Raw genomic sequence first — 22,939 nt, 5'->3', positions numbered from 1 at the left:
CCGTAGAACTGGCCCTGGAACTGGCCGCAGTAGCCGCCCCCACGGGTTGCTGCAGCTGCGCATTTTCCAGCAATCGCTCCAAAGCCGCCTCTACCTCGGCCTTCCACCCAAAGCCCTTGTCCAGTTCGAGCCGCAGCCGCGGGAAGTACCTGTGCGGGGCCACCACCACAAAACCCATGTCTATCAAGAAGTTTGCGTCGATGACACAGTGGTCGACGGAGCAGTCACCGACAGCCTCGAGCACCGGGCGCACTTCGGGGTCGACCAATCCGGGGTCCTGTAAGTCGGCCACCTCCGCCGTGCGGCCGAAAGCCTCCAACGCGCGTACCCCGCGCCGGACCAGTTCGTCGACCACCCCAGCGATCAGGCTGTGCGGCAAATCATCGGGGGCTTGTCCGCGTTCGATACCCATCGATGTCAACAACACCGCATCGGCAGACACCGGCGCGGTCGGGAACCGACGGGCCCGCGGTACCGCTCGCGGCGGAGCGTAGAACACGTACCCCAAACACGGCGGTTCGGCGACGCTGCGTTCATCCGGGATGGCTGTCGCCACCTGACCGCACGAACCCCACTCCAACATCACCATCGAGAGCCAGGCTTCTTTTTCGAATTCGGGGTCGGCGAGGTGGTGATCGTTGCCCAGGGTCGCGGGGTCTACTTCCCAGAAGACGCATCGGCGCGCGTGCTTGGGAAGCTGCTCGAAGGCTTCGAGCCGCAGCGCTGTGGTACGAGCAGACACTAGTCTCCTGGCCTCCGTGCGGTACTGCAACTGTCAGCCCCGCTCCTCTGCCGGCCCTTCGGCCCGCGTTGTCGCATCGCCACGCCCACAGCCCTGTTCTCCCCCGGCCGATGCGCGCCAGCAACCTCTCCAGGATAGGAGAGTTGGTCGCGGTTGGGCCAGTGTCGGTTGGCCACCGGGGCCGCCGCCGGCCGCTGCCGCGTCACGACCGGCTCCGCTGATCACAACCAGCCGGCCGCGTCACGAAAACCCCTGACGCGCATAGGGTCTGCGTCGAAGTACACCGCACCAAGCACTGCCTCCCTATTCCGGAACTGCGTCAGTGTCACTGTGACGTAATTACCCGGTGTTGCGGCTCACGCCTTGGCGTCGGTCATCAAGCCGATGATCCGCTGCAAATCGTCCACCGAGCCGAATTCCACCACGATCTTGCCCTTGCGTTTGCCAAGGCTGACCGTGACCCGGGTGTCGAAGGCGGTCGACAGTCGCTCGGCAACGTCGTGAAGTCCCGGCATCTGGATCGGTTTGCGCCGCGGCGGGGTCGGTGTGCTAGCACCAGCTCGGTTGGCCAGCGTGACGGCTTCCTCGGTGGCTCGCACCGAAAGACCCTCGGCGACGATCCGGCTCGCCAGTTCCTCCTGTGCCTCTGGCCCGGCCTCGAGCGACAGCAGCGCACGCGCATGACCAGCCGACAACACCCCCGCGGCAACCCGCCGCTGAACGGGGATCGGCAGCTTGAGCAACCGGATCATGTTGGTGATCAACGGGCGCGACCGGCCAATGCGTGCGGCCAGTTCATCGTGGGTAACGCCGAATTCATCGAGTAGCTGTTGGTAGGCGGCAGCCTCCTCCAGCGGGTTCAACTGGACCCGATGGATGTTTTCCAACAGCGCGTCGCGCAGCAGACTGTCGTCACCGGTTTCGCGCACGATAGCGGGAATGGTGGCCAGGCCGGCCTCTTGGGCAGCGCGCCAACGTCGCTCGCCCATCACGATTTGGTAGTGCGCACCGCTTGGTGTTGCCTCGATCGCCCGCACGACAATCGGCTGCAAGAGCCCGAACTCGCGGATCGAGTGCACCAATTCCTGCAGCGCCTCTTGGTCGAAAACCTGGCGCGGTTGCCGGGGATTCGCCTCGATGTCCGAAGGGTCTATTTCGCGGTACACCGCACCCATCGGGCTGGCGTCGAGCGTGGGCCCGCCGATTACGACGTCTGCGGTCGCGGACCCCATCCGTGGGCCGAACGACGGCCCCGACTCACCGTCGGCGGGACCGGTGGGAATCAGTGACGCCAGTCCCCGCCCTAGGCCGCCTTTCCGGCGTGAGGGCTGCGTCATGGTCGTCCCCTCCCGGCTGATGGTCGATAACGATCGGCTAGTTCGCGACTGGCATCGAGGTAGCTCATTGCTCCACGCGAACCGGGATCGTAATCGATGATCGTCATGCTGTAGCCCGGCGCCTCCGATACCTTGACGCTGCGGGGAATCACCGTCCGCAATACCTTGCTTCCGAAATACCGGCGGACCTCTTCCGCCACCTGATCGGCCAGCTTCGTCCGGCCGTCATACATCGTCAGGATTACCGTGGTGACTTCGAGTTCGGGGTTGAGGTGTGCCTTCACCATCTCGATATTGCGCATCAGCTGTGACACACCCTCCAGCGCGTAATACTCACACTGAATCGGGATCAGCACTTCCGGGGCGGCGACCAGTGCGTTGATGGTGAGCAGTCCCAACGACGGGGGGCAGTCGACGAAGACGTAGTCGAAGTCGAGGTTGTCGAGTTCGGCCAGCGCGGTACGCAACCGGTTCTCGCGTGCCACCATACTCACCAGTTCGATCTCGGCGCCGGCGAGATCGATTGTCGCCGGGACACAGAACAGTCGCTCGCTGTGAGGGCTACGCCGTATTGCCTGCCGCAACGACACTTCGCCGATGAGCACTTCGTAGGACGACGCCGTCCCGGATTGCCGTTCGGTGATGCCTAGCGCCGTGCTCGCGTTGCCCTGTGGATCGAGATCGATGACGAGCGTCTTGAGTCCCTGAACGGCAAGGGCGGCGGCGAGGTTGACGGCGGTGGTCGTCTTGCCCACACCGCCCTTCTGGTTGGCGACGGTGAAAAGGCGCCGCTGGTGGGGCCGTGGTAACGGTTCGTGGGTGGTGTGCAGGACGCGCATGGCGCGTTCGGCCGCAGCGCCGATCGGGGTGTCGATTTCTGTTGATGTTTCACGTGAAACATTCACCGTGGGATTGTGCGTTGTTTCGGCCGCCGACGCCAACTCGGGGGGTAGCAGGGCGGTCGGGCTCGCGCTGTCCATCGTTGTGGCACCCGCGAATGTCTTGGCTGAGCGGGAGGTAACCGTCGACAGCGTTCCGGACCGTGGCGGCGCGGCAGATGAGGTCGGCCCTTCCGCGCCGGGTGCGTCTACCGAAATAAGCGACACAGGCCGTGACGGCCGGGCCGGCGAGATCCCCGTCTGCGGCGCAGGAGCGCCTGGGGCCGACGCGGCGAAAAGCCGGGGCGCGTTCATATCGTTACCCCGTCCGCTGATTGCCCCCGCTCCGGTCGGTCCCGACCTTCGCGCCGGGCCACCACCACGGTTGCGGTTGTTCGTAAATAGTTCGCGCCACATTCCACTACCCTGACATCACGCACACCCGATGCGGTCATTACACGCCGATACTTCGCCACTTCATCGGCGGCTCGCTCTCCCTTGATCGCAAGCATTCGCCCGTCTCGCTTCAGCAACGCCATACTCCACTTCGTCAGTTTGTCCAATGGGGCCACCGCTCTCGACACCGCGACATCGCTGGCCCCAAGCCGCTTCCGTACCGCCGGGTCCTCGGCCCGGCCCCGCACCACATCCACTGCCAACCCCAGGTCGGCCACGACCTCGTGCAGAAATTCGCTGCGGCGCAGCGACGGCTCCAGCAGAACGATTCGGAGATCGGGCCGCACGAGGGCCAGCGGCACACCGGGCAGTCCGGCGCCGCTACCGATGTCAACTATCCGTTCACCGGGATCCACGAGTTCGCCAATCACGGCACAGTTCAATAGGTGCCGTTCCCACATTCGCTCGGCCTCACGGGGACCCAATAACCCGCGGTCCGCCCCGGGCCCCGCCAACCAGTCGGCGTATCTCCGGGCAAGTCCCAGCCGGTCGCCAAAGATCGCCGTCGGGATCCCCGACCTGTCGGGGTGCATCGGTTCCAATGCGGCTCGCGGCGGGCCGAGCTCCGGAGAACGTCCATGTTTCACGTGAAACATTCTCCGATCTTCCGGGCTCCGCCGACGGCCCTGTCCGGCGGAACTCCATAGCTGTAACTCACCGCCACAACATCGCGGTGGGATCGCGGTCGGATAACGGGTTAGTCGCGCAGAACCACAACGCGCCGCGATGGCTCGACGCCCTCACTTTCGCTGTGCACACCGGGCACCGCCGCGACCGCATCGTGGACGATCTTGCGTTCGAACGGTGTCATCGGCGCGAGTTCCTGACGTTCACCGCTCTCGGCAACACGCCGCGCCACCCTTTCCCCCAATGCCGCCAATTCTTCTCGGCGGCGCCGGCGCCAGCTTGCGATGTCGAGCATCAATCGACTCCGCACCCCGGTCTTTTGGTGCACCGCCAATCGGGTGAGCTCCTGCAGGGCATCCAGCACCTCGCCCCCGCGACCCACCAACTTGTTCAAGTCGTCACTGCCGTCGATGCTCACCACCGCGCGGTTACCCTCGACATCCAGATCGATATCGCCGTCGAAGTCCAAGAGGTCCAACAGCTCTTCCAAGTAGTCCCCGGCGATCTCTCCCTCGGCAACCAATCGGTCTTCCAGATCGGCCTCCTCGGCATCGGCGTCCGTCGGCATCACGTCTTCTGCGATATCTGGGACATCCCCCACCGCTGCCTTGCTCTCTATGTCGAGCTCGGTGGTTTCGGCATCAGTCATGGCTTTCTCCCTCACTCACGGGTCAGTGTTGGCGATGTTTCGCGGCATTCTGCTGAGGCTTTCTGGGCGGTCGTGCCGCTCGTCCCGCAAACGCTGTGACGCGCTCTTACCGTTTGCGTTTCTTTGGTCGCGCACCCGGGCGCGGTGTACGGCCGGCGGGGGCGTTATTCCGGCCGGCCTGAGGCGGCTTGCCGGCCTGAGTCCGTGGCGCTTTCTCGGCCGACTTCCCTTCCGGGCTCTGATCAGCCGGGCCCGTGTTCCTCACGCCGCCCTCGGCATCCGGGTCGGCCACCGACCCGTCACCGCCTGCAGACGCCGTCTTGGGCAGGCGCTTCGGCTTGGCTCCGGGGGCAGGTGCGTTGGCTGCCCTGCGTTGCAACACTTCCTGTCTCTTGGCCTCGTCCTCTTTTTCGATCATCCCGAACACATAGTGCTGCTGGGCAAACGTCCAGATGTTGTTCGAAAACCAGTAGAGGATGATCGCCAGCGGAAGGAACGGGCCACCGACCACGACGCCCAGCGGGAAAACATAGAGCGCCAACTTGTTCATCATCGCCGTCTGCGGGTTCGCCGCCGCCTCTGGGCTCTGCCGGGCAATCGATGCCCGGCTGTTGAAGTAAGTTGCGATGCCGGCCAGGATCATGACCGGCACACCGACCGCGATCACCGCGGGCCGACTGAAATCGATGAACGCGTCCAACCCACCGCGCTGAGTCATCGACGCCCCGATCGGGGCGCCGAACAGGTTGGCGTCCAGGAAGTGGCCCACGTCGGTCGGGGTGAAGACGTAATTGCCGGTGAGCCGGTTCTCCACCACCGACATCTGCGGCTGGCCGAAGCCGCCCGTCGTGCGGTTGAACGAACGCAACACGTGATACAGGCCCAAGAACACCGGGATCTGCGCCAGCATCGGCAAGCAACCCAGGATCGGGTTGAACCCGTGTTCGCGTTGCAGCTTCTGCATCTCCATCGCCATCCGCTGGCGATCCTTGCCGTACTTCTTCTGCAGCGCCTTGATCTGCGGCTGCAGTTCTTGCATCTGACGGGTGGTACGGATCTGCCGGACGAACGGTTTGTAGAGCAGAGCACGCAGCGTGAACACCAGGAACATCACTGAGAGCGCCCACGCGAAGAAGTTCGACGGCCCGAAGATCAGCGCGAACAGCTTGTACCAGACCCACATGATCCACGACACCGGGTAGTAGACGAAGTCGAGGCTGAAGAAATCAAACAAAAGACTCACGCTCCCCTTGCTTCGCCGGCACGTCCCGGCGGACATCGCAATCCGAACATCCCCGGCGCTCCGGTATCGGATCCCATCCTCCGCGATGCCAGGGTCCACACTTAGCGAGCCTGGCTACCGTCAGCCAACTGCCCCGGATCAGGCCGTATTCGGTCAGCGCATCCACCGCGTATTGGCTGCAGGTTGGGACAAAACGACAGGAGGCCGGCCGTTGCGGAGAAACCATGTGCCGATAGAGATTGATCATGAAAATCAGTCCGCGGGCTGTCCATCGCCCGGTGGCCTTCGCCACGCTCGCGCGACTCCACGCCGACTGGGTCACCGGCCGACACCCGCCGATTCGGACGCGCGTCGCAAGCCGCGTCGCACCTGTTGTTCCAGCCATACCGACGAGACGTGCCGACTGCTCGGCAGTGCCCGGATCACCACCTGGTCGCATGGATGCAGGTTGCCCAACAACGGCCGGGCAACGTGGCGCAACCGACGTGCCACCCGATGGCGTTCGACCGCGGTGCCCACCGATTTGGCGATGATCAATCCCACCCGCGGACCGCTACAGTCCTGCGAATCGTTACCCCGACGGACATGGACGACCACGTCGGGCTGTACGGTACGGATCCCGTACTTGACGGTTGCGTCAAACTCGGTTGACCGCCTCATGCGGTTGCGTGCGGGCAGCACCGCTAAGAAACCTGCCTCGACGATCAGGCAGTCAGTGCGCGGCGGCCCTTACGGCGCCGGCCGGACACGATGGCTCGCCCGGCGCGGGTACGCATCCGCAGTCGAAAACCATGGACGCGGGCTCGGCGCCGGTTGTTCGGCTGGAAGGTCCGCTTGCCCTTGGCCACGGCGTTCTCCTCGATGTGTCTCGCATACCATCCGCCCGCTCATCGTGCACAGTCGGCGGCCGGAGGTGGTCTGGCTGCTGGCCGGCGCGGTCCCCGGAGGCATAATCCAGGTCGCAGCCGTATCGCCGACTTTCGGGCGACTGTTTGAGGGTACTGACGAGGCTTCGCCTGGTCAAACCTCGCCAGTCGCAACAGACTCAGACCTCACCGGCCCGCACCGAAAGATGGCTGCCTCTAACGCACTCCGTATTGCACGCACATCCAAAGACGGCGACCCGAAAACGAAAGAACTGTTGGCAGCCGCACCGAAAACTGTTAGCTTCGGGCAGTGCTGTTTCGGACTGAAACGGCGGCCGACGATGAAGCGAGGATGGCGGATCGACTAGCTGCCCCGACAGCCGGGTGGTTGGATGCAGCGCGGAGATCGCGGGCCGTGGCCGAAAGGCTACGGAATGTAGTCGACCGTCTTTTCCACAACTGTGGATAACCATGTGGACAGTTTGCTTGTCGCCGACAATTGCACCTCGATGTCGGACCAGGGGGATGCGTCGTTGACCGATGATCCCGGGTCCGGCTTTGCCTCAGTGTGGAATGCGGTCGTCGCCGAACTCAACGGGGAACTCAACGCTGACGGCATCCCGGGCACTGGCACCACCCTCGCCACTCCCCTCACCCCTCAGCAACGAGCATGGTTGAACCTTGTCCAGCCGCTCACCATCGTCGAGGGGTTTGCGCTGTTGTCGGTCCCGAGCAGCTTCGTCCAAAACGAAATCGAGCGTCACCTGCGTACCCCGATCACCGACGCGCTGAGCCGACGACTCGGCCACCAGATCCAACTCGGTGTCCGTATCGCGCCACCTCCACCCACCGCTGACGCCGACGAGAGCGCGGTGCCGGCCGATGAGCCCGGCCTGGAAATGTCACCGGAAGCGTCGCCCGAAATCGCCGGAGACACCGACGAGACCGCCGGCAGCCCTCGGCCCAGTTGGCCCACGTACTTCACCAAGCGCCCGTCGGGCACCGATACCGTCGCCGCCACTGGTGGAACCAGCCTCAACCGCCGCTACACTTTCGACACCTTCGTCATCGGCGCCTCCAATCGGTTCGCGCACGCCGCCACCCTGGCCATCGCCGAAGCACCTGCGCGCGCCTACAACCCCCTCTTCATCTGGGGCGAGTCGGGACTGGGGAAAACTCACCTCTTGCATGCCGCCGGCAATTACACGCAGCGACTGTTCCCCGGGATGCGGGTCAAGTACGTCTCCACCGAGGAATTCACCAACGACTTCATCAACTCCTTGCGCGACGACCGCAAGGTCGCCTTCAAGCGCAGCTACCGCGACGTCGACGTGTTGCTCGTCGATGACATCCAGTTCATCGAAGGCAAGGAAGGCATCCAGGAAGAGTTCTTCCATACCTTCAACACGCTGCACAACGCGAACAAGCAGATCGTCATCTCCTCCGACCGGCCGCCCAAACAGCTCGCCACGCTCGAAGACCGGCTGCGGACCCGGTTCGAATGGGGTCTGATCACCGATGTGCAGCCCCCGGAGTTGGAGACCCGCATCGCCATCTTGCGCAAGAAGGCACAGATGGAACGGCTCGCGGTACCCGACGACGTCCTAGAACTCATTGCCAGCAGCATCGAACGCAACATCCGCGAACTCGAGGGTGCACTGATCCGGGTCACCGCATTCGCCTCGCTGAACAAGACGCCGATCGACAAAGCCCTGGCCGAGATCGTGCTGCGCGACCTCATCGCCGACGCCACCGCCATGCAAATCAGCGCGGCGACCATCATGGCCGCCACCGCCGAGTACTTCGACACCACGGTCGAAGAGCTGCGCGGACCGGGCAAGACCCGATCGCTGGCCCAGTCGCGCCAGATCGCCATGTACCTCTGCCGTGAGCTCACCGATCTGTCTCTGCCCAAGATCGGTCAGGCGTTCGGCCGCGACCACACCACGGTCATGTACGCCCAACGCAAGATCTTGTCCGAAATGGCTGAACGCCGCGAAGTCTTCGATCACGTCAAAGAGCTCACGACAAGGATCCGGCAGCGCTCCAAGCGATGAACCCGGTCCATTTCCGGTCGCTTTCTGCAAAAAACTTCTCTCACGCCAGTCACAGCAGCCACACCGATTCGGTGTGTGTAGTTGTGTGTACAGCCACCCGAAACTGGATTGCACACTTGGGTCTTCCTTTGCACACCTGACGATTCATCCCCAGCAGCTCACACGGCCCACACAGCCGGCAAGGTCGTCATCCACACCCCGGTTCGTCGCCTAGCAGCACCGACACCGGGCCATCCCCAAAACTCACACCCCTTATTACTGTTATTGAAATCTATTCGAGGGTTGTCCTTAGAAGAAGGGGTCTGGGGACACCCGTCACACCGCGTCCCTCGCGAGGGTGCGTAGCCCGACATGTCAGCGTTGACGATTAGCTTTCAACTTGGAGCCAGACGTTCTACGGTTGTTGTTCGACTGCCGTTGCGGCGCTATGTCACGGGCAATCGCGATGCCGGCGGCGGGAGCTGGCTCACGGATCTAGGGATCGAACTCACTGTTAGGTGAAGGGACGCAATGGACGCGGCTACGACCCAGACTGGTGTCACCGACTTGAAGTTTCGCTTGGTGAAGGAGTCGTTCGCCGAGGCGGTGTCGTGGGTGGCGAAGAACCTGCCGAACAGGCCAGCGGTCCCGGTGCTCTCAGGTGTGCTGTTGACGGGCTCAGACGACGGGCTGACAATTTCCGGATTCGATTACGAGGTTTCCGCCGAAGTACAGGTTGCTGCCGAAATATCCTCTCCGGGAAGCGTTTTGGTTTCAGGTCGGCTGTTGTCCGATATCACTCGCGCCTTGCCCAATAAGCCGGTCGATTTCTACGTCGACGGTAACCGGGTCGCCTTGAACTGCGGAAACGCCAGGTTCTCGCTGCCGACCATGGCGGTGGAGGACTACCCGACGCTGCCGACGCTGCCCGATGACACCGGCACGTTGCCGTCGGATCTGTTCGCTGAGGCCATCAGTCAGGTCGCCATCGCGGCCGGTCGTGACGACACACTGCCGATGCTGACCGGTATCCGCGTCGAGATTTCCGGTGAGACGGTGGTTTTGGCGGCAACCGACAGATTCCGCCTCGCGGTACGCGAATTGACGTGGACCGTGTTGTCGCCCGAGGTCGAAGCGTCGGTGCTGGTGCCGGCCAAGACGTTGGCCGAGGCCGCCAAAGCCAACAGTGACGGATCTGATGTCCGGCTGTCATTGGGTGCCGGCACCGGCGTCGGCAAGGACGGGCTGTTGGGGATCAGCGGTAACGGCAAGCGCAGCACGACCCGGCTGCTGGACGCGGAGTTTCCGAAATTTCGCCAACTACTGCCGGTCGAGCACACCGCGGTCGCCACCGCTGATGTGGCGGAGTTGACCGAAGCGATCAAGCTGGTCGCGCTGGTCGCCGATCGCGGCGCGCAGGTCCGCATGGAATTCGCCGAAGAGACGCTGCGGCTTTCCGCCGGCGCCGACGATGTCGGACGAGCCGAGGAAGACCTTGCCGTCGACTTCGCCGGTGAACCGTTGACGATCGCGTTCAACCCGACATATCTGACCGACGGTCTGGCGTCGTTGCATTCCGAGCGGGTGTCGTTTGGTTTCACCACCCCGGGAAAGCCTGCTTTGCTGCGTCCCGCATCAGCCGAGGATGTCACGCCGACCGGTAGTGGTCCCTTCCCGGCGGTGCCGACGGACTACGTCTACCTGCTGATGCCGGTTCGGTTGCCGGGCTGATCGTTGTGGTGCCGAAGTAGGTGTACGTCCGGCATTTGGGTTTGCGTGATTTCCGCTCCTGGGCGCACGCGGATCTCGAATTACACCCGGGGCGGACCGTGTTCGTAGGTCCGAACGGGTTCGGCAAGACGAATCTCGTTGAAGCACTGTGGTATTCGAGCACTTTAGGTTCGCATCGGGTCGGCACCGACGCGCCGCTGATCCGAGCAGGCGCCGACCGTGCGGTGATCTCGACGATCGTGGTCAACGACGGTCGGGAATGTGCGGTGGACCTCGAGATCGCCGCGGGACGGGCCAATAAGGCCCGGCTGAACCGGTCACCGGTGCGCAGCACCCGTGAAGTGGTCGGGGTGTTGCGAGCAGTGCTGTTCGCTCCCGAGGATTTGGCATTGGTCCGCGGAGATCCGGCGGATCGGCGACGCTACCTCGACGATTTGGCGACACTACGGCGCCCCGCCGTGGCCGCGGTCCGGGCCGACTACGACAAGGTGCTGCGGCAGCGTACCGCGCTGCTGAAATCCGTAGCGGGCGCGCGGTATCGAGGCGACCGCGGTGTGCTGGACACCCTGGATGTCTGGGACAGCCGACTGGCCGAGCACGGCGCCGAATTGATGGCCGCCCGTTTGGATTTGGTCAGCCAATTGGCCCCGGAGGTGGCAAAGGCGTATCAATTGCTGGCGCCGGAGTCACGTACGGCGTCCATCGAATACCGGGCCAGCATGACGTCGGTGGTCGCCGGATCGCATGAGATTGACGGGGCTGCCGATCGGGACTACCTCGAGGCCCGGCTGTTGGCGGCGTTGGCCGCGCGTCGTGATGCCGAGGTGGAACGTGGGGTATGTCTGGTCGGTCCGCACCGCGACGACCTGGAATTGCGGTTGGGTGACCAACCCGCCAAAGGTTTTGCCAGCCATGGAGAGTCGTGGTCGATGGCGGTGGCGCTACGGCTGGCCGCCTATGAACTGTTGCGGGTCGAGGGTAGCGACCCGGTGTTGTTGTTGGACGACGTCTTTGCCGAACTGGATACCCAGCGCCGTAGGGCCCTGGCGAGTGCGGCGGAGTCGGCCGAACAGGTTGTTGTGACCGCGGCGGTGCCGGAAGACATTCCGGCGGGTTGGGATGCGAGGCGGGTGCAGATCGATTTGCGTGACGGTGACGACGGACGAGTATCGGTGGTGTCAGCGTGAACGGCGAACAATCGAGACAGGAGCCCACCCCGCAACCCGACAACGGTATCGACTTGGTCCGACGGACCCTGGCAGAGGCTCGGGCCGCCGCTCGTGCCCGGGGACGCGATCTCGGCCGCGGGCCGGTGGTGCAGCCGGTTTCGTCGCGCCGCGTCGCCGGACAGCGCCGAAGCTGGTCGGGTCCGGGACCCGACGCTCGCGATCCGCAACCGTTGGGCAAGTTAGCCCGCGAACTGGCGAAGAAGCGCGGTTGGTCCGGACGTGTCGGCGAGGGCACCGTGCTGGGCCAGTGGGCTGCAGTCGTCGGCCAGCAGATCGCCGACCATGCGACTCCCACCTCGCTGGACGACGGTGTGCTCAGCGTGACCGCCGAATCGACCGCATGGGCCACGCAGTTGCGGATCATGCAGACGCAACTACTGGCCAAGATCGCCGCCGCGGTCGGCAACGGCGTGGTGACCTCGCTGAAAATCACCGGCCCGGCCGCACCGTCGTGGCGCAAAGGACCGCGGCACATCGCCGGCAGAGGTCCGCGCGACACTTACGGCTAGACCGCGATCCGGGTCCATCAGGCGTCGGGCCCGAGTTGCGTTTCGTCCGCGTCTCAAATCCACCAGGACGAAGCGGACCCGCATCCCCGACGTCGGGACGCGTCCTCAAAGAAGATATCGAGCGCACGGCGCAGTTAGATAGGTGGAAACGCGCCTAGAGAATCGGTGCGGACAGGTGCTCACGGTAGAGTAGGTACACGACCCGCTGCGGTGACTGGACCGCTCGCATTGCAACCCCGAGGAGAGCATTCGGACCGTGGCTGCCCAGAAGAAGAAGGCCCAAGACGAATACGGCGCTGCATCCATCACGATTCTCGAGGGGTTAGAGGCCGTCCGCAAACGCCCGGGCATGTACATCGGCTCGACCGGTGAGCGTGGTCTGCACCATCTCATCTGGGAGGTGGTCGACAACGCGGTCGACGAGGCGATGGCCGGTTACGCGGCCACCGTAACCGTGGTGCTGCTCGAAGACGGCGGTGTCGAGGTGACCGACGACGGCCGCGGAATCCCGGTCGCGATGCACGCCTCCGGCATACCGACCGTGGACGTGGTGATGACTCAGCTGCACGCCGGCGGGAAGTTCGATTCCGACGCCTATGCGATATCGGGCGGGCTGCACGGTGTGGGTGTCTCGGTGGTCAACGCGCTGTCCGTCCGGCTGGAGGTCGAGATCAAGCGCGACGGCCATGAGTGGTCGCAGGTTTACGAGAAATCCGAGCCGATGGGGCTCAAGCAAGGCGCGCCGACGAAGAAGACCGGCACGACGGTGCGGTTCTGGGCCGACCCCAACGTTTTTGAAACCACCGAGTACGACTTCGAAACCGTCGCGCGACGGTTGCAGGAGATGGCGTTTCTCAACAAGGGGCTCACCATCAACCTGACCGATCAGCGGGTGACCCAGGACGAGGTGGTCGACGAGGTGGTCAGTGACGTCGCCGAGGCCCCGAAGTCGGCCAGCGAGAAGGCCGCCGAATCCGCCGCCCCGCACAAGGTGAAGAGGCGTACCTTTCACTATCCCGGTGGCCTGGTTGACTTCGTCAAGCACATCAACCGCACCAAGAACGCCATCCACAGCAGCATTGTCGACTTCTCCGGTAAGGGCCCCGGCCACGAAGTGGAGATCGCGATGCAGTGGAATGCCGGCTATTCGGAGTCGGTGCACACCTTCGCCAACACCATCAACACCCATGAGGGTGGGACTCACGAAGAGGGGTTCCGCAGCGCGCTGACCTCCGTGGTGAACAAGTACGCCAAGGACCGCAAACTGCTCAAAGACAAAGACCCCAACCTCACCGGCGACGACATCCGGGAAGGGTTGGCCGCGGTGATTTCGGTCAAAGTCAGCGAGCCGCAGTTCGAGGGCCAGACCAAGACGAAACTGGGCAACACCGAGGTGAAGTCGTTCGTGCAGAAGGTGTGCAATGAACAGCTCACCCATTGGTTCGAGGCCAACCCCGCTGATGCTAAAACCGTTGTCAACAAGGCAGTTTCATCGGCGCAGGCCAGGATTGCGGCCCGCAAGGCGCGCGAGTTGGTGCGGCGCAAGAGCGCAACCGATCTGGGCGGACTACCGGGAAAATTGGCCGACTGCCGCTCGACCGATCCACGCAAGTCCGAATTGTATGTGGTGGAGGGCGATTCAGCCGGCGGCTCGGCGAAGAGCGGCCGCGACTCGATGTTTCAGGCCATCCTGCCGTTGCGCGGCAAGATCATCAACGTCGAGAAGGCCCGCATCGACCGGGTGCTGAAGAACACCGAAGTCCAGGCGATCATCACCGCGTTGGGTACCGGCATTCACGACGAATTCGACATCGCGAGACTGCGTTACCACAAGATCGTGCTGATGGCCGACGCCGATGTCGACGGTCAGCACATCTCGACGTTGTTGTTGACGTTGTTGTTCCGCTTCATGCGTCCGCTCATCGAGAACGGCCACGTGTTCCTGGCCCAGCCGCCGCTGTACAAACTCAAATGGCAACGTTCCGACCCCGAATTCGCCTACTCCGATCGTGAGCGAGACGGCTTGCTGGAGGCAGGGCTCAAGGCCGGAAAGAAGATCAACAAGGAAGACGGCATCCAGCGCTACAAAGGTCTGGGCGAAATGGACGCCAAGGAATTGTGGGAAACCACCATGGACCCGTCGGTGCGGGTGTTGCGTCAAGTCACGTTGGACGACGCTGCCGCCGCCGACGAGCTGTTCTCCATCCTGATGGGCGAGGACGTGGATGCACGCCGAAGCTTTATCACCCGCAACGCCAAGGACGTTCGCTTCTTAGATGTCTAAGCGTGCCCGCGCACGAGTTGCAAACGAGGAATAGATGACAGACACGACGCTGCCGCCCGATGATTCCGCCGAGCGGATCGAGCCGGTCGACATTCAGCAGGAGATGCAGCGCAGCTACATCGATTACGCGATGAGCGTCATCGTCGGCCGTGCCCTGCCGGAAGTGCGCGACGGGCTCAAACCGGTGCACCGGCGAGTGCTGTATGCGATGTACGACTCGGGGTTCCGTCCGGACCGCAGCCACGCCAAGTCGGCACGGTCGGTCGCCGAGACGATGGGCAACTACCATCCGCACGGCGACGCGTCGATCTACGACACCTTGGTGCGGATGGCGCAGCCATGGTCGCTGCGTTATCCGCTCGTCGACGGTCAGGGCAACTTCGGTTCTCCGGGCAACGATCCACCGGCGGCGATGCGCTATTGCGTGACCGGAGATGCGTTGGTGCGTTTGCCACTTGGACAGTCGGTGCGCATCGGCGATGTCGTTCCGGGCGCCCGGTCCAATTCGGATAACGCGGTCGAGCTGAAGGTGCTGGATCGGCACGGCAACCCAGTAGCGGCCGATCGCCTCTTTCATTCGGGTGAGCATCAGACCTATACGGTGTGCACCGCCGAGGGTTATGAGGTCGCCGGCACTGCGAACCATCCATTGCTGTGCTTGGTCGATGTCGGGGGGGTGCCGACGCTGTTGTGGAAGCTGATCGAGGAGATCCGCCCCGACGACTGCGTCGTGCTGCAGCGGACCCCGCCCGTGGAGTTCGGGCCGGCGGACTGGCGCGACGTGATGGAAGCACTGTTGTTGGGTGCCTTCATCAGTGAAGGCTTCGTGTCGGCGAAGCGCGCCGGATTCAACAACCTGGACCGCGATTATTTCAACATGGTGGTCTCTGCATACGACGCAGTCGTGGGTGGAAAGCGCTACCTGTACCAACGCACGATCGCCTCGGGTTCGCTTCTGCATGAACTCGACGTGGCCAACGTTACCGAGTTGATGAGGTCCCGACTTGGAGCGCTGTGCGGGCAACGGTCCGAAGCCAAGACGGTTCCCGAGTGGCTCTGGTACCGCCCCGCCGCAGTCAAACGCGTGTTTCTACAGGCACTCTTTGAGGGTGATGGATCGTGTTCTGCGCTGCCGCGCAATACGATCCAGATCTCTTATTCGACGCGCAGCGAGCGGCTGGCCAAGGACGTGCAGCAGATGCTGCTGGAGTTCGGGGTTGTTTCGCGCCGCTACCGGCACGCCGTCGGGGAACACAAAGTCGTCATCACCAACCGCGCCCCAGCCGAACTGTTCGCAAGCCAGATCGGCTTCGGTGGTGCCAAGCAGGAGAAGCTCGTCCGGATCCTGTCGTCCATGCCGCGCTGCGCCGGCATGGACACCGACCACGTTCCGGGGCTGGCGCGATTCATCCGCAGGCACTGCGGCAGCCGTTGGGTCGACAAGGATTGGCCGAACCGCCACAACATCGACCGCATCCAACGCTGGCGCACGCGTGGCGAGGAGATACTCTCGCGCATAGCTGATCCCGATGTGCGGGCAATCGCCACCGAACTGACTGACGGCCGCTTCTACTACGCGCGGGTCGCCTCCGTCACCGACGCCGGCGTGCAGCCGGTGTACAGCCTGCGGGTCGACACCGACGACCACGCCTTCCTCACCAACGGTTTCGTCAGCCACAACACCGAGGCCCGGCTGACCCCGCTGGCTATGGAGATGCTGCGTGAAATCGACGAGGAGACAGTCGATTTCATCCCCAACTACGACGGCCGGGTGCAGGAACCGACGGTGCTGCCGAGCCGGTTCCCCAACCTGCTGGCCAACGGTTCCGGCGGCATCGCGGTGGGCATGGCCACCAATATCCCGCCGCACAACCTGCGCGAACTTGCCGACGCGGTGTTCTGGGCGCTGGACAATTACGACGCCGACGAAGAGACGACGCTGGCCGCGGTGATGGAGCGGGTCAAGGGCCCGGACTTCCCCACCGCCGGGCTCATTGTCGGATCCCAGGGCATCGCCGACGCCTACAAGACCGGTCGCGGTTCGATCCGGATGCGCGGAGTCGTTGAGGTGGAAGAAGATTCGCGCGGCCGCACCTCTTTGGTGATCACCGAGCTGCCGTATCAGGTCAACCACGACAACTTCATCACCTCGATCGCCGAGCAGGTCCGCGACGGCAAGCTTGCCGGCATCGCCAACATCGAAGACCAGGGCAGTGAACGGGTCGGGGTGCGCATCGTCGTCGAGCTCAAACGCGACGCCGTGGCCAAGGTGGTGCTCAACAACCTCTACAAGCACACCCAGCTGCAGACGAGCTTCGGCGCCAACATGCTGTCCATCGTCGATGGGGTGCCGCGCACGCTGCGGCTCGACCAGATGATCCGCTACTACGTCGAGCACCAACTCGACGTCATCATCCGGCGCACCCGTTACCGGCTGCGAAAAGCCAACGAGCGGGCCCACATTCTGCGCGGGCTGGTCAAAGCGCTCGACGCGCTGGACGAAGTGATCGCCCTGATCCGGGCGTCGGAGACCGTCGACATCGCCCGGGCCGGGTTGACCGAGCTTCTGGACATCGACGAGATCCAGGCTCAAGCGATCCTGGACATGCAGCTGCGGCGCCTGGCGGCGCTGGAGCGTCAGCGCATCGTCGACGACCTGGCCAAGATCGAGGCCGAGATCGCCGACTTGGAAGACATCCTGGCCAAGCCCGAGCGACAGCGCGGCATCGTGCGCGACGAACTCGGTGAGATCGTCGACAAGCACGGCGACGACCGTCGCACCCGGATTGTCGCCGCCGACGGCGACGTCAGCGACGAAGACCTGATCGCCCGCGAGGACGTCGTCGTCACCATCACCGAAACCGGCTATGCCAAACGCACCAAGACCGACCTGTACCGCAGCCAAAAGCGCGGCGGCAAAGGCGTACAGGGCGCCGGTCTCAAGCAGGACGACATCGTCGCGCACTTCTTCGTCTGCTCGACCCACGACTGGATCTTGTTCTTCACCACCCAGGGGCGGGTGTATCGGGCCAAGGCCTACGAGTTGCCGGAGGCCTCCCGCATCGCGCGCGGCCAGCACGTCGCCAACCTGTTGGCCTTCCAGCCCGAGGAGCGCATCGCCCAGGTCATCCAGATCCGCGGTTACGAGGATGCGCCGTATCTGGTGCTGGCCACCAAGAACGGGCTGGTCAAAAAGTCCAAGCTGACCGACTTCGACTCCAACCGCTCCGGCGGCATCGTGGCGATCAACTTGCGCGATGGCGACGAGCTGGTCGGGGCGGTGCTGTGCTCGGCCGATGACGACCTGTTGCTGGTTTCGGCCAACGGGCAGTCGATCCGGTTCTCGGCGACCGACGAGGCGCTGCGGCCGATGGGCCGGGCCACCTCCGGGGTACAGGGCATGCGATTCAACGCCGACGACCGGCTGCTATCGCTGAACGTCGTCCGCGAAGGCACCTATCTGCTGGTCGCTACGTCCGGCGGTTACGCCAAACGGACCGCGATCGAGGAGTATCCGGTGCAGGGCCGCGGCGGCAAAGGGGTACTGACCGTGATGTACGACCGTCGGCGCGGCAGGCTGGTCGGAGCGTTGATCGCCGACGACGACAGCGAGCTGTACGCGATCACCTCCGGAGGTGGCGTCATCCGCACCGCGGCGCGACAGGTTCGTAAAGCGGGACGTCAGACCAAGGGTGTCCGCTTGATGAACCTGGGCGAGGGCGACACCCTATTGGCGATCGCACGCAACGCCGAGGAAGGCGAGGAGGCGGTCGGGGAAACCGACGACGGCAACGGAACAGGCAAGTAGAGTTCCCAGCCCTCGCGCTAGGTCGTGTCGTCGAAACGGCAATCAGCGGGAAATCCGTGACGACTCACGGCTCCAACCCGGGCGTCGGGTCGAAATCACTGGATGCGTCCGCGGCGACGCGTGAAGTATTCTCGCGCTAGCCGTAGTAAGGACCTCCCCTGTGGCCAACACCGACGACGCCGAAAACTGGCGTGAACTGGCCGACCAGTTGAGCCCGGAGCAGGTCGCCGAATTGGAGCGGCTTGAGGGTTCTCCCGATGCCAGTTCGCCTGCCTTCCTGGTTCCTGAGCGGCGTCTGGGTGGTCGTGCCTTCGGCGGCGATGAACGACGCCACCTCCTCGATGTGCGGCTGCGGTCGATGGCGCAGCGGTGGGTGCACGAGAAGGAGCTTGCCGACAAGGTAAATGCGCTCAACCGGCGGTGTCCGGCTCCACCGGATGCCACCCGGATAGACCCGTGGAACCAGCACTACGAGCGAAACGGGTTGTGGTATCGCCAATTCGACGGTAAGCAGTGGGAAATCCGGGACGCGGGGGTCTTCATCGCATCGGTCACCATCAGTGGCCGTCAGTTCGAAGACGGCCGCTGTGAGCGTGACATCAACTCACGGACTGATCGGCGTGACAGGTTCAATTGCTTTGGCGAGGCGGCGGCGGCGCAGGCCCGCGAGGTGGTTACCGCGCCGCGCGAGGCTGCCGATCACGTTGAGTCGCTTTCGCGCGGCGCGGCGCCGATTCGACCGTCGGCAGCCGGACCCCCGTCATGAGCCGCAAGGTCCCACCGGCCGGGAATCCCGAATATGCCAACAGTTGGCGCGAACTGGCCGATCAGTTGACCGCACTTCAGATTGCGGGGCTGGAGCGAATGGAGCGCCGCTTCGGCCCCGACGACCCTGGGCCGGAGCCAGACCCAGATGTTCGCACAGCTCATGCACACCCGCGGAAGCACCTGCTCAGTACGGCGCGATGGATGGCACGGCAAAACAACTCTAGTTCGATCAGGCTCGGCCAGGTCGACGTGCCATCGGATGCATATTGGGTCGGCCCGTGGGCGGACAGCCCTCCCGGCGTGTGGTGCCGCGAATTCTCCGGCAGCAACCGAAATGTCGCCGACCCGAATATCCGCATTCACGGTCGCCAATATCCGGACGGCCGCTGTGAACGCTGGATCAGGGTGAATCTAGCCAAGAGCGATACCTACAGCGACCTGACCCCGGCTCGCTGCCGCGAGCTGGCCACGGAATTGAGCGAGGCCGCCGACCACGTGGACGCGTTGTCCTCGTCGGAGACATCTGTTGCCTCCCATGCCGCGACGACGCAGTCGGCCCCGGCGGCATGGTATCCCGATCCGGGCGGCAGCGGCCGGTGGCGATATTTCGACGGCAGCACCTGGACGGACCACTACTCGCCGCCGTCACCAGCGGTTGCCCCCTCGGCTTCGCCGCCCGGCCAACACTCGGCGGCGCACCCACGGATGGCCGAGTCGGCCGGCGATAGGGTGGTCGCCCGAATATTGTGCGCACAGTGTGGCAAGCAGGCCGCCTTCGTGGAATTGGTGCCGCCGGGGCTGCGGCCACACGACTTCGCGACCTGGTCTGAGGACGATCGCCGGGTCTACGAACGGCATTACGGTGCTGGCGGCAACTGGCACCTCATCTTCGAAGGCATCGAGGCGGGCAATGGGTTGGGCGACGACATCGGGATCGCCCAGGCTGAGCGAATCGCCCGCGGTTTTGCCGAGCCGTTCACGTACGCGAAGATACACAGCGCCGGCTTATACGATGACGCTGGTTTCTGCCGACGGTGTGAGGCCCCGTACTGCTATGCCCATTGGCACGAACGCGGGGAAGGGTTCTGCCCACGAGGGCACTGGAAGAGCCTGGATCCGCACTGGTCGCCAGACTGAGCCGAACATTTCGCCGGATACCTCCGCGAGGCCGCCCGGCCGTCGTTATCCACCGCGCCGAGCGGCGTGCCGGCTATGTCGCGGCGCGTCCCACCCGGCCGGCCGCGCGTCGTGCGGCCTCCTCGTGCTCGGCCGCGCTGACGACGACCGCATCGGAACCCGGGTACACCGTCGCCTCGTGCCCGGTCACCAGCCAACGCACCACGTATGGCGGCGAGCCGTCTTGGGAACGCACCTCGGTGATCTCGGCATGTTGGTCATGTCGTTCGGTGGTGGTGCCCTTGACCACGAGGTAGTCGCCGACTTTCGCCTTCATCGCGTGCCTCCTTCCCGTCATGTGAGAACCGCCGATCTCTCCATGGTGCGCGCGATGGTCACCAAACGGAAGTACGGAGTGGGGCTGCGGCCAGCCCCGGCCAGATTGCCACGGAGTAACAGCGTCCCCCAGCGCGGCCACCACCGCCGACGGCGATTTGCGGCCCCGGCGTCGCTGTGAATGCTCATCAGGCGGGCGAAACCACCACGCCCTGTTGCGAGAAACGGCTGTGGCGGAAGTGATCTGGCGTCAGATCTCGATCCGTGAACCGATGATCACTGTTCGGTCCAGCGGCAGGCTGAAGTAGGCGGCGGCGTCGGCGGTGATGTACGACGTGGCGATGAAAAGGCGCTTGCGCCACGACGACATGGTGGCTTCCGGCCCGGCCGTCAATTCGATCTTCGACAAGAAGTAGGAAGCCGTGTCGATGTCGAGAAGGCCCTCCGTCTCCCTGGCGTCGAGCAGGCTCAGAGCGTGCGGGACGTTGGGCCTTTCCATGTATCCAAAGCGGGCGCTGACGTGAATGATTCCATCTTGTGAGTAGCCGAGCTTGTCAATGGTTGTGCGCTGTGCATCCGGCACTCGCGGCACCGGCATCGTGTCGATCGACATGATGACGACGTTTTCGTGCAGAACGCGGTTGTGCTCGACATTGGCCCGCATCGCCAGTGGCGCAGTCTCGTTGCCGCGGTTGAGGAATACCGCCGTTCCCGGGGTGCGCACCAGCGGCGGATCGTACTGCCGTAGCTCCTCGACGAATCCACGCAACGGCCCTTCCTCCCGCTCGCGCACCCGGGTGACGATCACCCGGCCCTGCTGCCAGGTGGTCATCACGGTGAACACGGCCAAGCCGATGAGTAGCGGTAGCCAGGCGCCATGCACGAGTTTGGTCAGGTTGGCGGCCAGCAACAGCAGATCGACCAGCAGCAACGCGCCGCCGCCGATCAGCACCAGCCATAGCGGGGTGCCCCATCGGGTGCGGGCGATGTAGAGGAACAGCAGAGTAACGATCGTGATCGTTCCGGTCACGGCCATCCCGAACGCATAGGCCAGCGCCGCCGAGCCGCGGAACGCGAATACCAGTGTCAGCACGGCGACCATGAGCACACCGTTGATCCACGGCACATAGATCTGACCGATCGTCGACGCCGAGGTGTGTTCGATGCGCAGCCGCGGCAGATAGCCCAGCTGAGCGGCCTGGGATGCCACCGAGTACGCACCGGTGATCACCGCCTGCGATGCGATCACTGTTGCGGCAGTGGCGAGCAACACCATCGGGATCCGCGCCCATTCCGGGGTGAGCAGAAAGAAGGGAGCTCGCACCGCGGTCTGGTCGCGAAGCACCAGCGCCCCCTGACCGAAATAACTCAGCGTGCAAGCCGGCAGCACGACTAGCACCCATCCGAGCGAGATGGACCGGCGACCGAAGTGACCCATGTCGGCATAGAGCGCCTCAGCTCCGGTGACCGACAAGACAACCGCGGCCAGCGAAAAGAAGGCGATGTGGAAGTGACCGGCCATGAACGCCAGCGCATAGGTCGGCGACAGCGCCTTCAAAATCTCCGGGTTGTCGGCAACGCCGGATAACCCGGAAGCGCCGATCGCGAAGAACCAAGCAATCATGACAGGTCCGAATAGCCGCCCGACCGCTTCGGTGCCGTGACGTTGCACGGCGAACAACGCCGCGATGATTACCGCTGTAATGGGGACGACCCAATCTTTAAGACCTGGCTCGATCACCTTGAGACCCTCTACCGACGACAGCACGGATATCGCCGGGGTAATCATGCTGTCGCCGAAAAACAGTGCGGCGCCGAAGATTCCCAACGCGGCCAAGGTCTTCGCGGTCCGACGACCCCGCGCGCCGCCGCCGCGCCGTATCAAGGTGATCAGCGCCATGATGCCGCCTTCGCCGTTGTTGTCGGCACGCATCACAAGTGCGATGTAGGTCAGCGTGACGATGATCATCACCGACCAGAAGATCAACGACACAATGCCAAAGACGTTGGCCTGCGCGATCGGCACCGGGTGCGGGTCGCTGGGGCTGAAGAGCGTCTGAATCGTGTAGATGGGGCTGGTGCCAATGTCGCCGAAGACGACCCCGAGCCCACCGACAACCATGGCGACACTGGCCGTGGGCCCGCCGGTCGCCGACTGGTGAGGAGGGGACGCGGTGTGCGAGTCCGCTTTCACGGCGAATCCTCGTACTTTCGGTTGTGGCGGTTGCGGTGCGCCGATCGATCCTAATCCGCGGATGCGCGGTCGGGCGCCGTCTGGCTGGACGGGCCGGACATGAGGTCGGCGGTGTCGGTGTCGGTGGTGT

Annotated in this window: 18 protein-coding genes and 1 pseudogene; 8 read left to right on the top strand and 11 right to left on the bottom strand. The window is 64.1% G+C overall.

Going from position 1 to position 22,939, the window contains the following annotated elements:
- Positions 1 to 16: 16 nt before the first annotated feature.
- The 9 genes and pseudogenes from CDN38_RS13650 to rpmH all read right to left on the bottom strand — a co-directional run.
- Positions 17 to 742 (bottom strand): annotated as a pseudogene (locus tag CDN38_RS13650) (acetyltransferase); the annotation flags it as partial.
- Between the two features lie 356 nt (positions 743 to 1,098).
- Positions 1,099 to 2,079 (bottom strand): ParB/RepB/Spo0J family partition protein, encoded by a 981-nt coding sequence (locus tag CDN38_RS13645; RefSeq protein WP_075509255.1) that lies wholly within the window; start codon positions 2,077 to 2,079, stop codon positions 1,099 to 1,101.
- Entirely contained in the window at positions 2,076 to 3,059 is a 984-nt protein-coding gene (locus CDN38_RS13640) for a ParA family protein (RefSeq protein ID WP_233026863.1), read from the bottom strand. The genes CDN38_RS13645 and CDN38_RS13640 overlap by 4 nt, the downstream gene beginning before the upstream one ends.
- 209 nt (positions 3,060 to 3,268) lie before the next feature.
- Complete coding sequence (gene rsmG / locus CDN38_RS13635) at positions 3,269 to 4,009, bottom strand: 16S rRNA (guanine(527)-N(7))-methyltransferase RsmG (protein ID WP_075509256.1); 741 nt, start codon at positions 4,007 to 4,009, stop codon at positions 3,269 to 3,271.
- Between the two features lie 101 nt (positions 4,010 to 4,110).
- Positions 4,111 to 4,689 (bottom strand): Jag family protein, encoded by a 579-nt coding sequence (locus CDN38_RS13630; protein WP_075509257.1) that lies wholly within the window; start codon positions 4,687 to 4,689, stop codon positions 4,111 to 4,113.
- 106 nt (positions 4,690 to 4,795) lie between these two features.
- Positions 4,796 to 5,932 carry a membrane protein insertase YidC gene (gene yidC, locus CDN38_RS13625; protein ID WP_075509258.1) on the bottom strand — a complete coding sequence of 379 codons (1,137 nt, stop codon included), beginning with the start codon at positions 5,930 to 5,932 and terminating at the stop codon, positions 4,796 to 4,798.
- Positions 5,916 to 6,254, bottom strand: coding sequence for a membrane protein insertion efficiency factor YidD (gene yidD / locus CDN38_RS13620; RefSeq protein ID WP_408633013.1), 339 nt, complete (start codon positions 6,252 to 6,254; stop codon positions 5,916 to 5,918). Before yidD ends, yidC begins: the two co-directional genes overlap by 17 nt.
- A complete protein-coding gene (rnpA, locus tag CDN38_RS13615; RefSeq protein ID WP_075509259.1) occupies positions 6,251 to 6,613 on the bottom strand; it encodes a ribonuclease P protein component in 363 nt (120 codons plus the stop codon). The genes yidD and rnpA overlap by 4 nt, the downstream gene beginning before the upstream one ends.
- A 23-nt stretch (positions 6,614 to 6,636) precedes the next feature.
- A complete protein-coding gene (rpmH, locus tag CDN38_RS13610) occupies positions 6,637 to 6,780 on the bottom strand; it encodes a 50S ribosomal protein L34 (protein WP_068111553.1) in 144 nt (47 codons plus the stop codon).
- A gap of 551 nt (positions 6,781 to 7,331) precedes the next feature.
- Between rpmH and dnaA the strand changes: the two genes are divergently transcribed.
- From dnaA to CDN38_RS13570, 8 genes are all read left to right on the top strand, one after another.
- On the top strand, positions 7,332 to 8,855 hold the full coding sequence (gene dnaA / locus CDN38_RS13605; RefSeq protein WP_075509336.1) for a chromosomal replication initiator protein DnaA: 1,524 nt from the start codon (positions 7,332 to 7,334) through the stop codon (positions 8,853 to 8,855).
- A gap of 510 nt (positions 8,856 to 9,365) precedes the next feature.
- The gene (gene dnaN, locus CDN38_RS13600; RefSeq protein ID WP_075509260.1) at positions 9,366 to 10,565 is read left to right on the top strand and encodes a DNA polymerase III subunit beta; all 1,200 of its coding nucleotides are present in this window, start codon (positions 9,366 to 9,368) and stop codon (positions 10,563 to 10,565) included.
- 20 nt (positions 10,566 to 10,585) lie between these two features.
- Complete coding sequence (gene recF, locus CDN38_RS13595; protein ID WP_075509261.1) at positions 10,586 to 11,752, top strand: DNA replication/repair protein RecF; 1,167 nt, start codon at positions 10,586 to 10,588, stop codon at positions 11,750 to 11,752.
- Positions 11,749 to 12,303, top strand: coding sequence for a DUF721 family protein (locus CDN38_RS13590; protein ID WP_075509262.1), 555 nt, complete (start codon positions 11,749 to 11,751; stop codon positions 12,301 to 12,303). The genes recF and CDN38_RS13590 overlap by 4 nt, the downstream gene beginning before the upstream one ends.
- A 256-nt stretch (positions 12,304 to 12,559) precedes the next feature.
- A complete protein-coding gene (gyrB, locus tag CDN38_RS13585; protein WP_075509263.1) occupies positions 12,560 to 14,587 on the top strand; it encodes a DNA topoisomerase (ATP-hydrolyzing) subunit B in 2,028 nt (675 codons plus the stop codon).
- A 34-nt stretch (positions 14,588 to 14,621) separates the two neighbouring features.
- On the top strand, positions 14,622 to 18,395 hold the full coding sequence (gene gyrA, locus CDN38_RS13580; protein ID WP_075509264.1) for an intein-containing DNA gyrase subunit A: 3,774 nt from the start codon (positions 14,622 to 14,624) through the stop codon (positions 18,393 to 18,395).
- A 160-nt stretch (positions 18,396 to 18,555) separates the two neighbouring features.
- On the top strand, positions 18,556 to 19,161 hold the full coding sequence (locus tag CDN38_RS13575; protein ID WP_075509265.1) for a hypothetical protein: 606 nt from the start codon (positions 18,556 to 18,558) through the stop codon (positions 19,159 to 19,161).
- Positions 19,158 to 20,300, top strand: a complete 1,143-nt coding sequence (locus CDN38_RS13570) for a DUF2510 domain-containing protein (RefSeq protein ID WP_075509266.1) — start codon at positions 19,158 to 19,160, stop codon at positions 20,298 to 20,300. Before CDN38_RS13575 ends, CDN38_RS13570 begins: the two co-directional genes overlap by 4 nt.
- Before the next feature lie 73 nt (positions 20,301 to 20,373).
- On the opposite strand, the gene CDN38_RS13565 is transcribed toward CDN38_RS13570, so the two are convergent.
- Together CDN38_RS13565 and CDN38_RS13560 are read right to left on the bottom strand one after the other, a co-directional pair.
- Positions 20,374 to 20,616, bottom strand: a complete 243-nt coding sequence (locus tag CDN38_RS13565) for a DUF1918 domain-containing protein (RefSeq protein ID WP_075509267.1) — start codon at positions 20,614 to 20,616, stop codon at positions 20,374 to 20,376.
- Positions 20,617 to 20,865: 249 nt separating this feature from the next.
- A complete protein-coding gene (locus CDN38_RS13560; protein WP_082276948.1) occupies positions 20,866 to 22,737 on the bottom strand; it encodes a potassium transporter Kup in 1,872 nt (623 codons plus the stop codon).
- Between the last annotated feature and the right edge of the window lie 202 nt (positions 22,738 to 22,939).

Origin of the sequence: Mycobacterium ostraviense (assembly GCF_002705925.1) — a bacterium.
GTDB classification, from domain to species: domain Bacteria; phylum Actinomycetota; class Actinomycetes; order Mycobacteriales; family Mycobacteriaceae; genus Mycobacterium; species Mycobacterium ostraviense.
This window is presented reverse-complemented; position numbering and strand designations above follow the sequence as displayed.

Coding starts and splice junctions, on each gene's coding strand:
- CDN38_RS13645 (WP_075509255.1), bottom strand. CDS start 2,079: ATGACGCAGCCCTCACGCCGGAAAGGCGGCCTAGGGCGGGGACTGGCG.
- CDN38_RS13640 (WP_233026863.1), bottom strand. CDS start 3,059: ATGGACAGCGCGAGCCCGACCGCCCTGCTACCCCCCGAGTTGGCGTCG.
- rsmG (WP_075509256.1), bottom strand. CDS start 4,009: ATGTTTCACGTGAAACATGGACGTTCTCCGGAGCTCGGCCCGCCGCGA.
- CDN38_RS13630 (WP_075509257.1), bottom strand. CDS start 4,689: ATGACTGATGCCGAAACCACCGAGCTCGACATAGAGAGCAAGGCAGCG.
- dnaN (WP_075509260.1), top strand. CDS start 9,366: ATGGACGCGGCTACGACCCAGACTGGTGTCACCGACTTGAAGTTTCGC.
- gyrA (WP_075509264.1), top strand. CDS start 14,622: ATGACAGACACGACGCTGCCGCCCGATGATTCCGCCGAGCGGATCGAG.
- CDN38_RS13570 (WP_075509266.1), top strand. CDS start 19,158: ATGAGCCGCAAGGTCCCACCGGCCGGGAATCCCGAATATGCCAACAGT.
- CDN38_RS13565 (WP_075509267.1), bottom strand. CDS start 20,616: ATGAAGGCGAAAGTCGGCGACTACCTCGTGGTCAAGGGCACCACCACC.
- CDN38_RS13560 (WP_082276948.1), bottom strand. CDS start 22,737: ATGGTTGTCGGTGGGCTCGGGGTCGTCTTCGGCGACATTGGCACCAGC.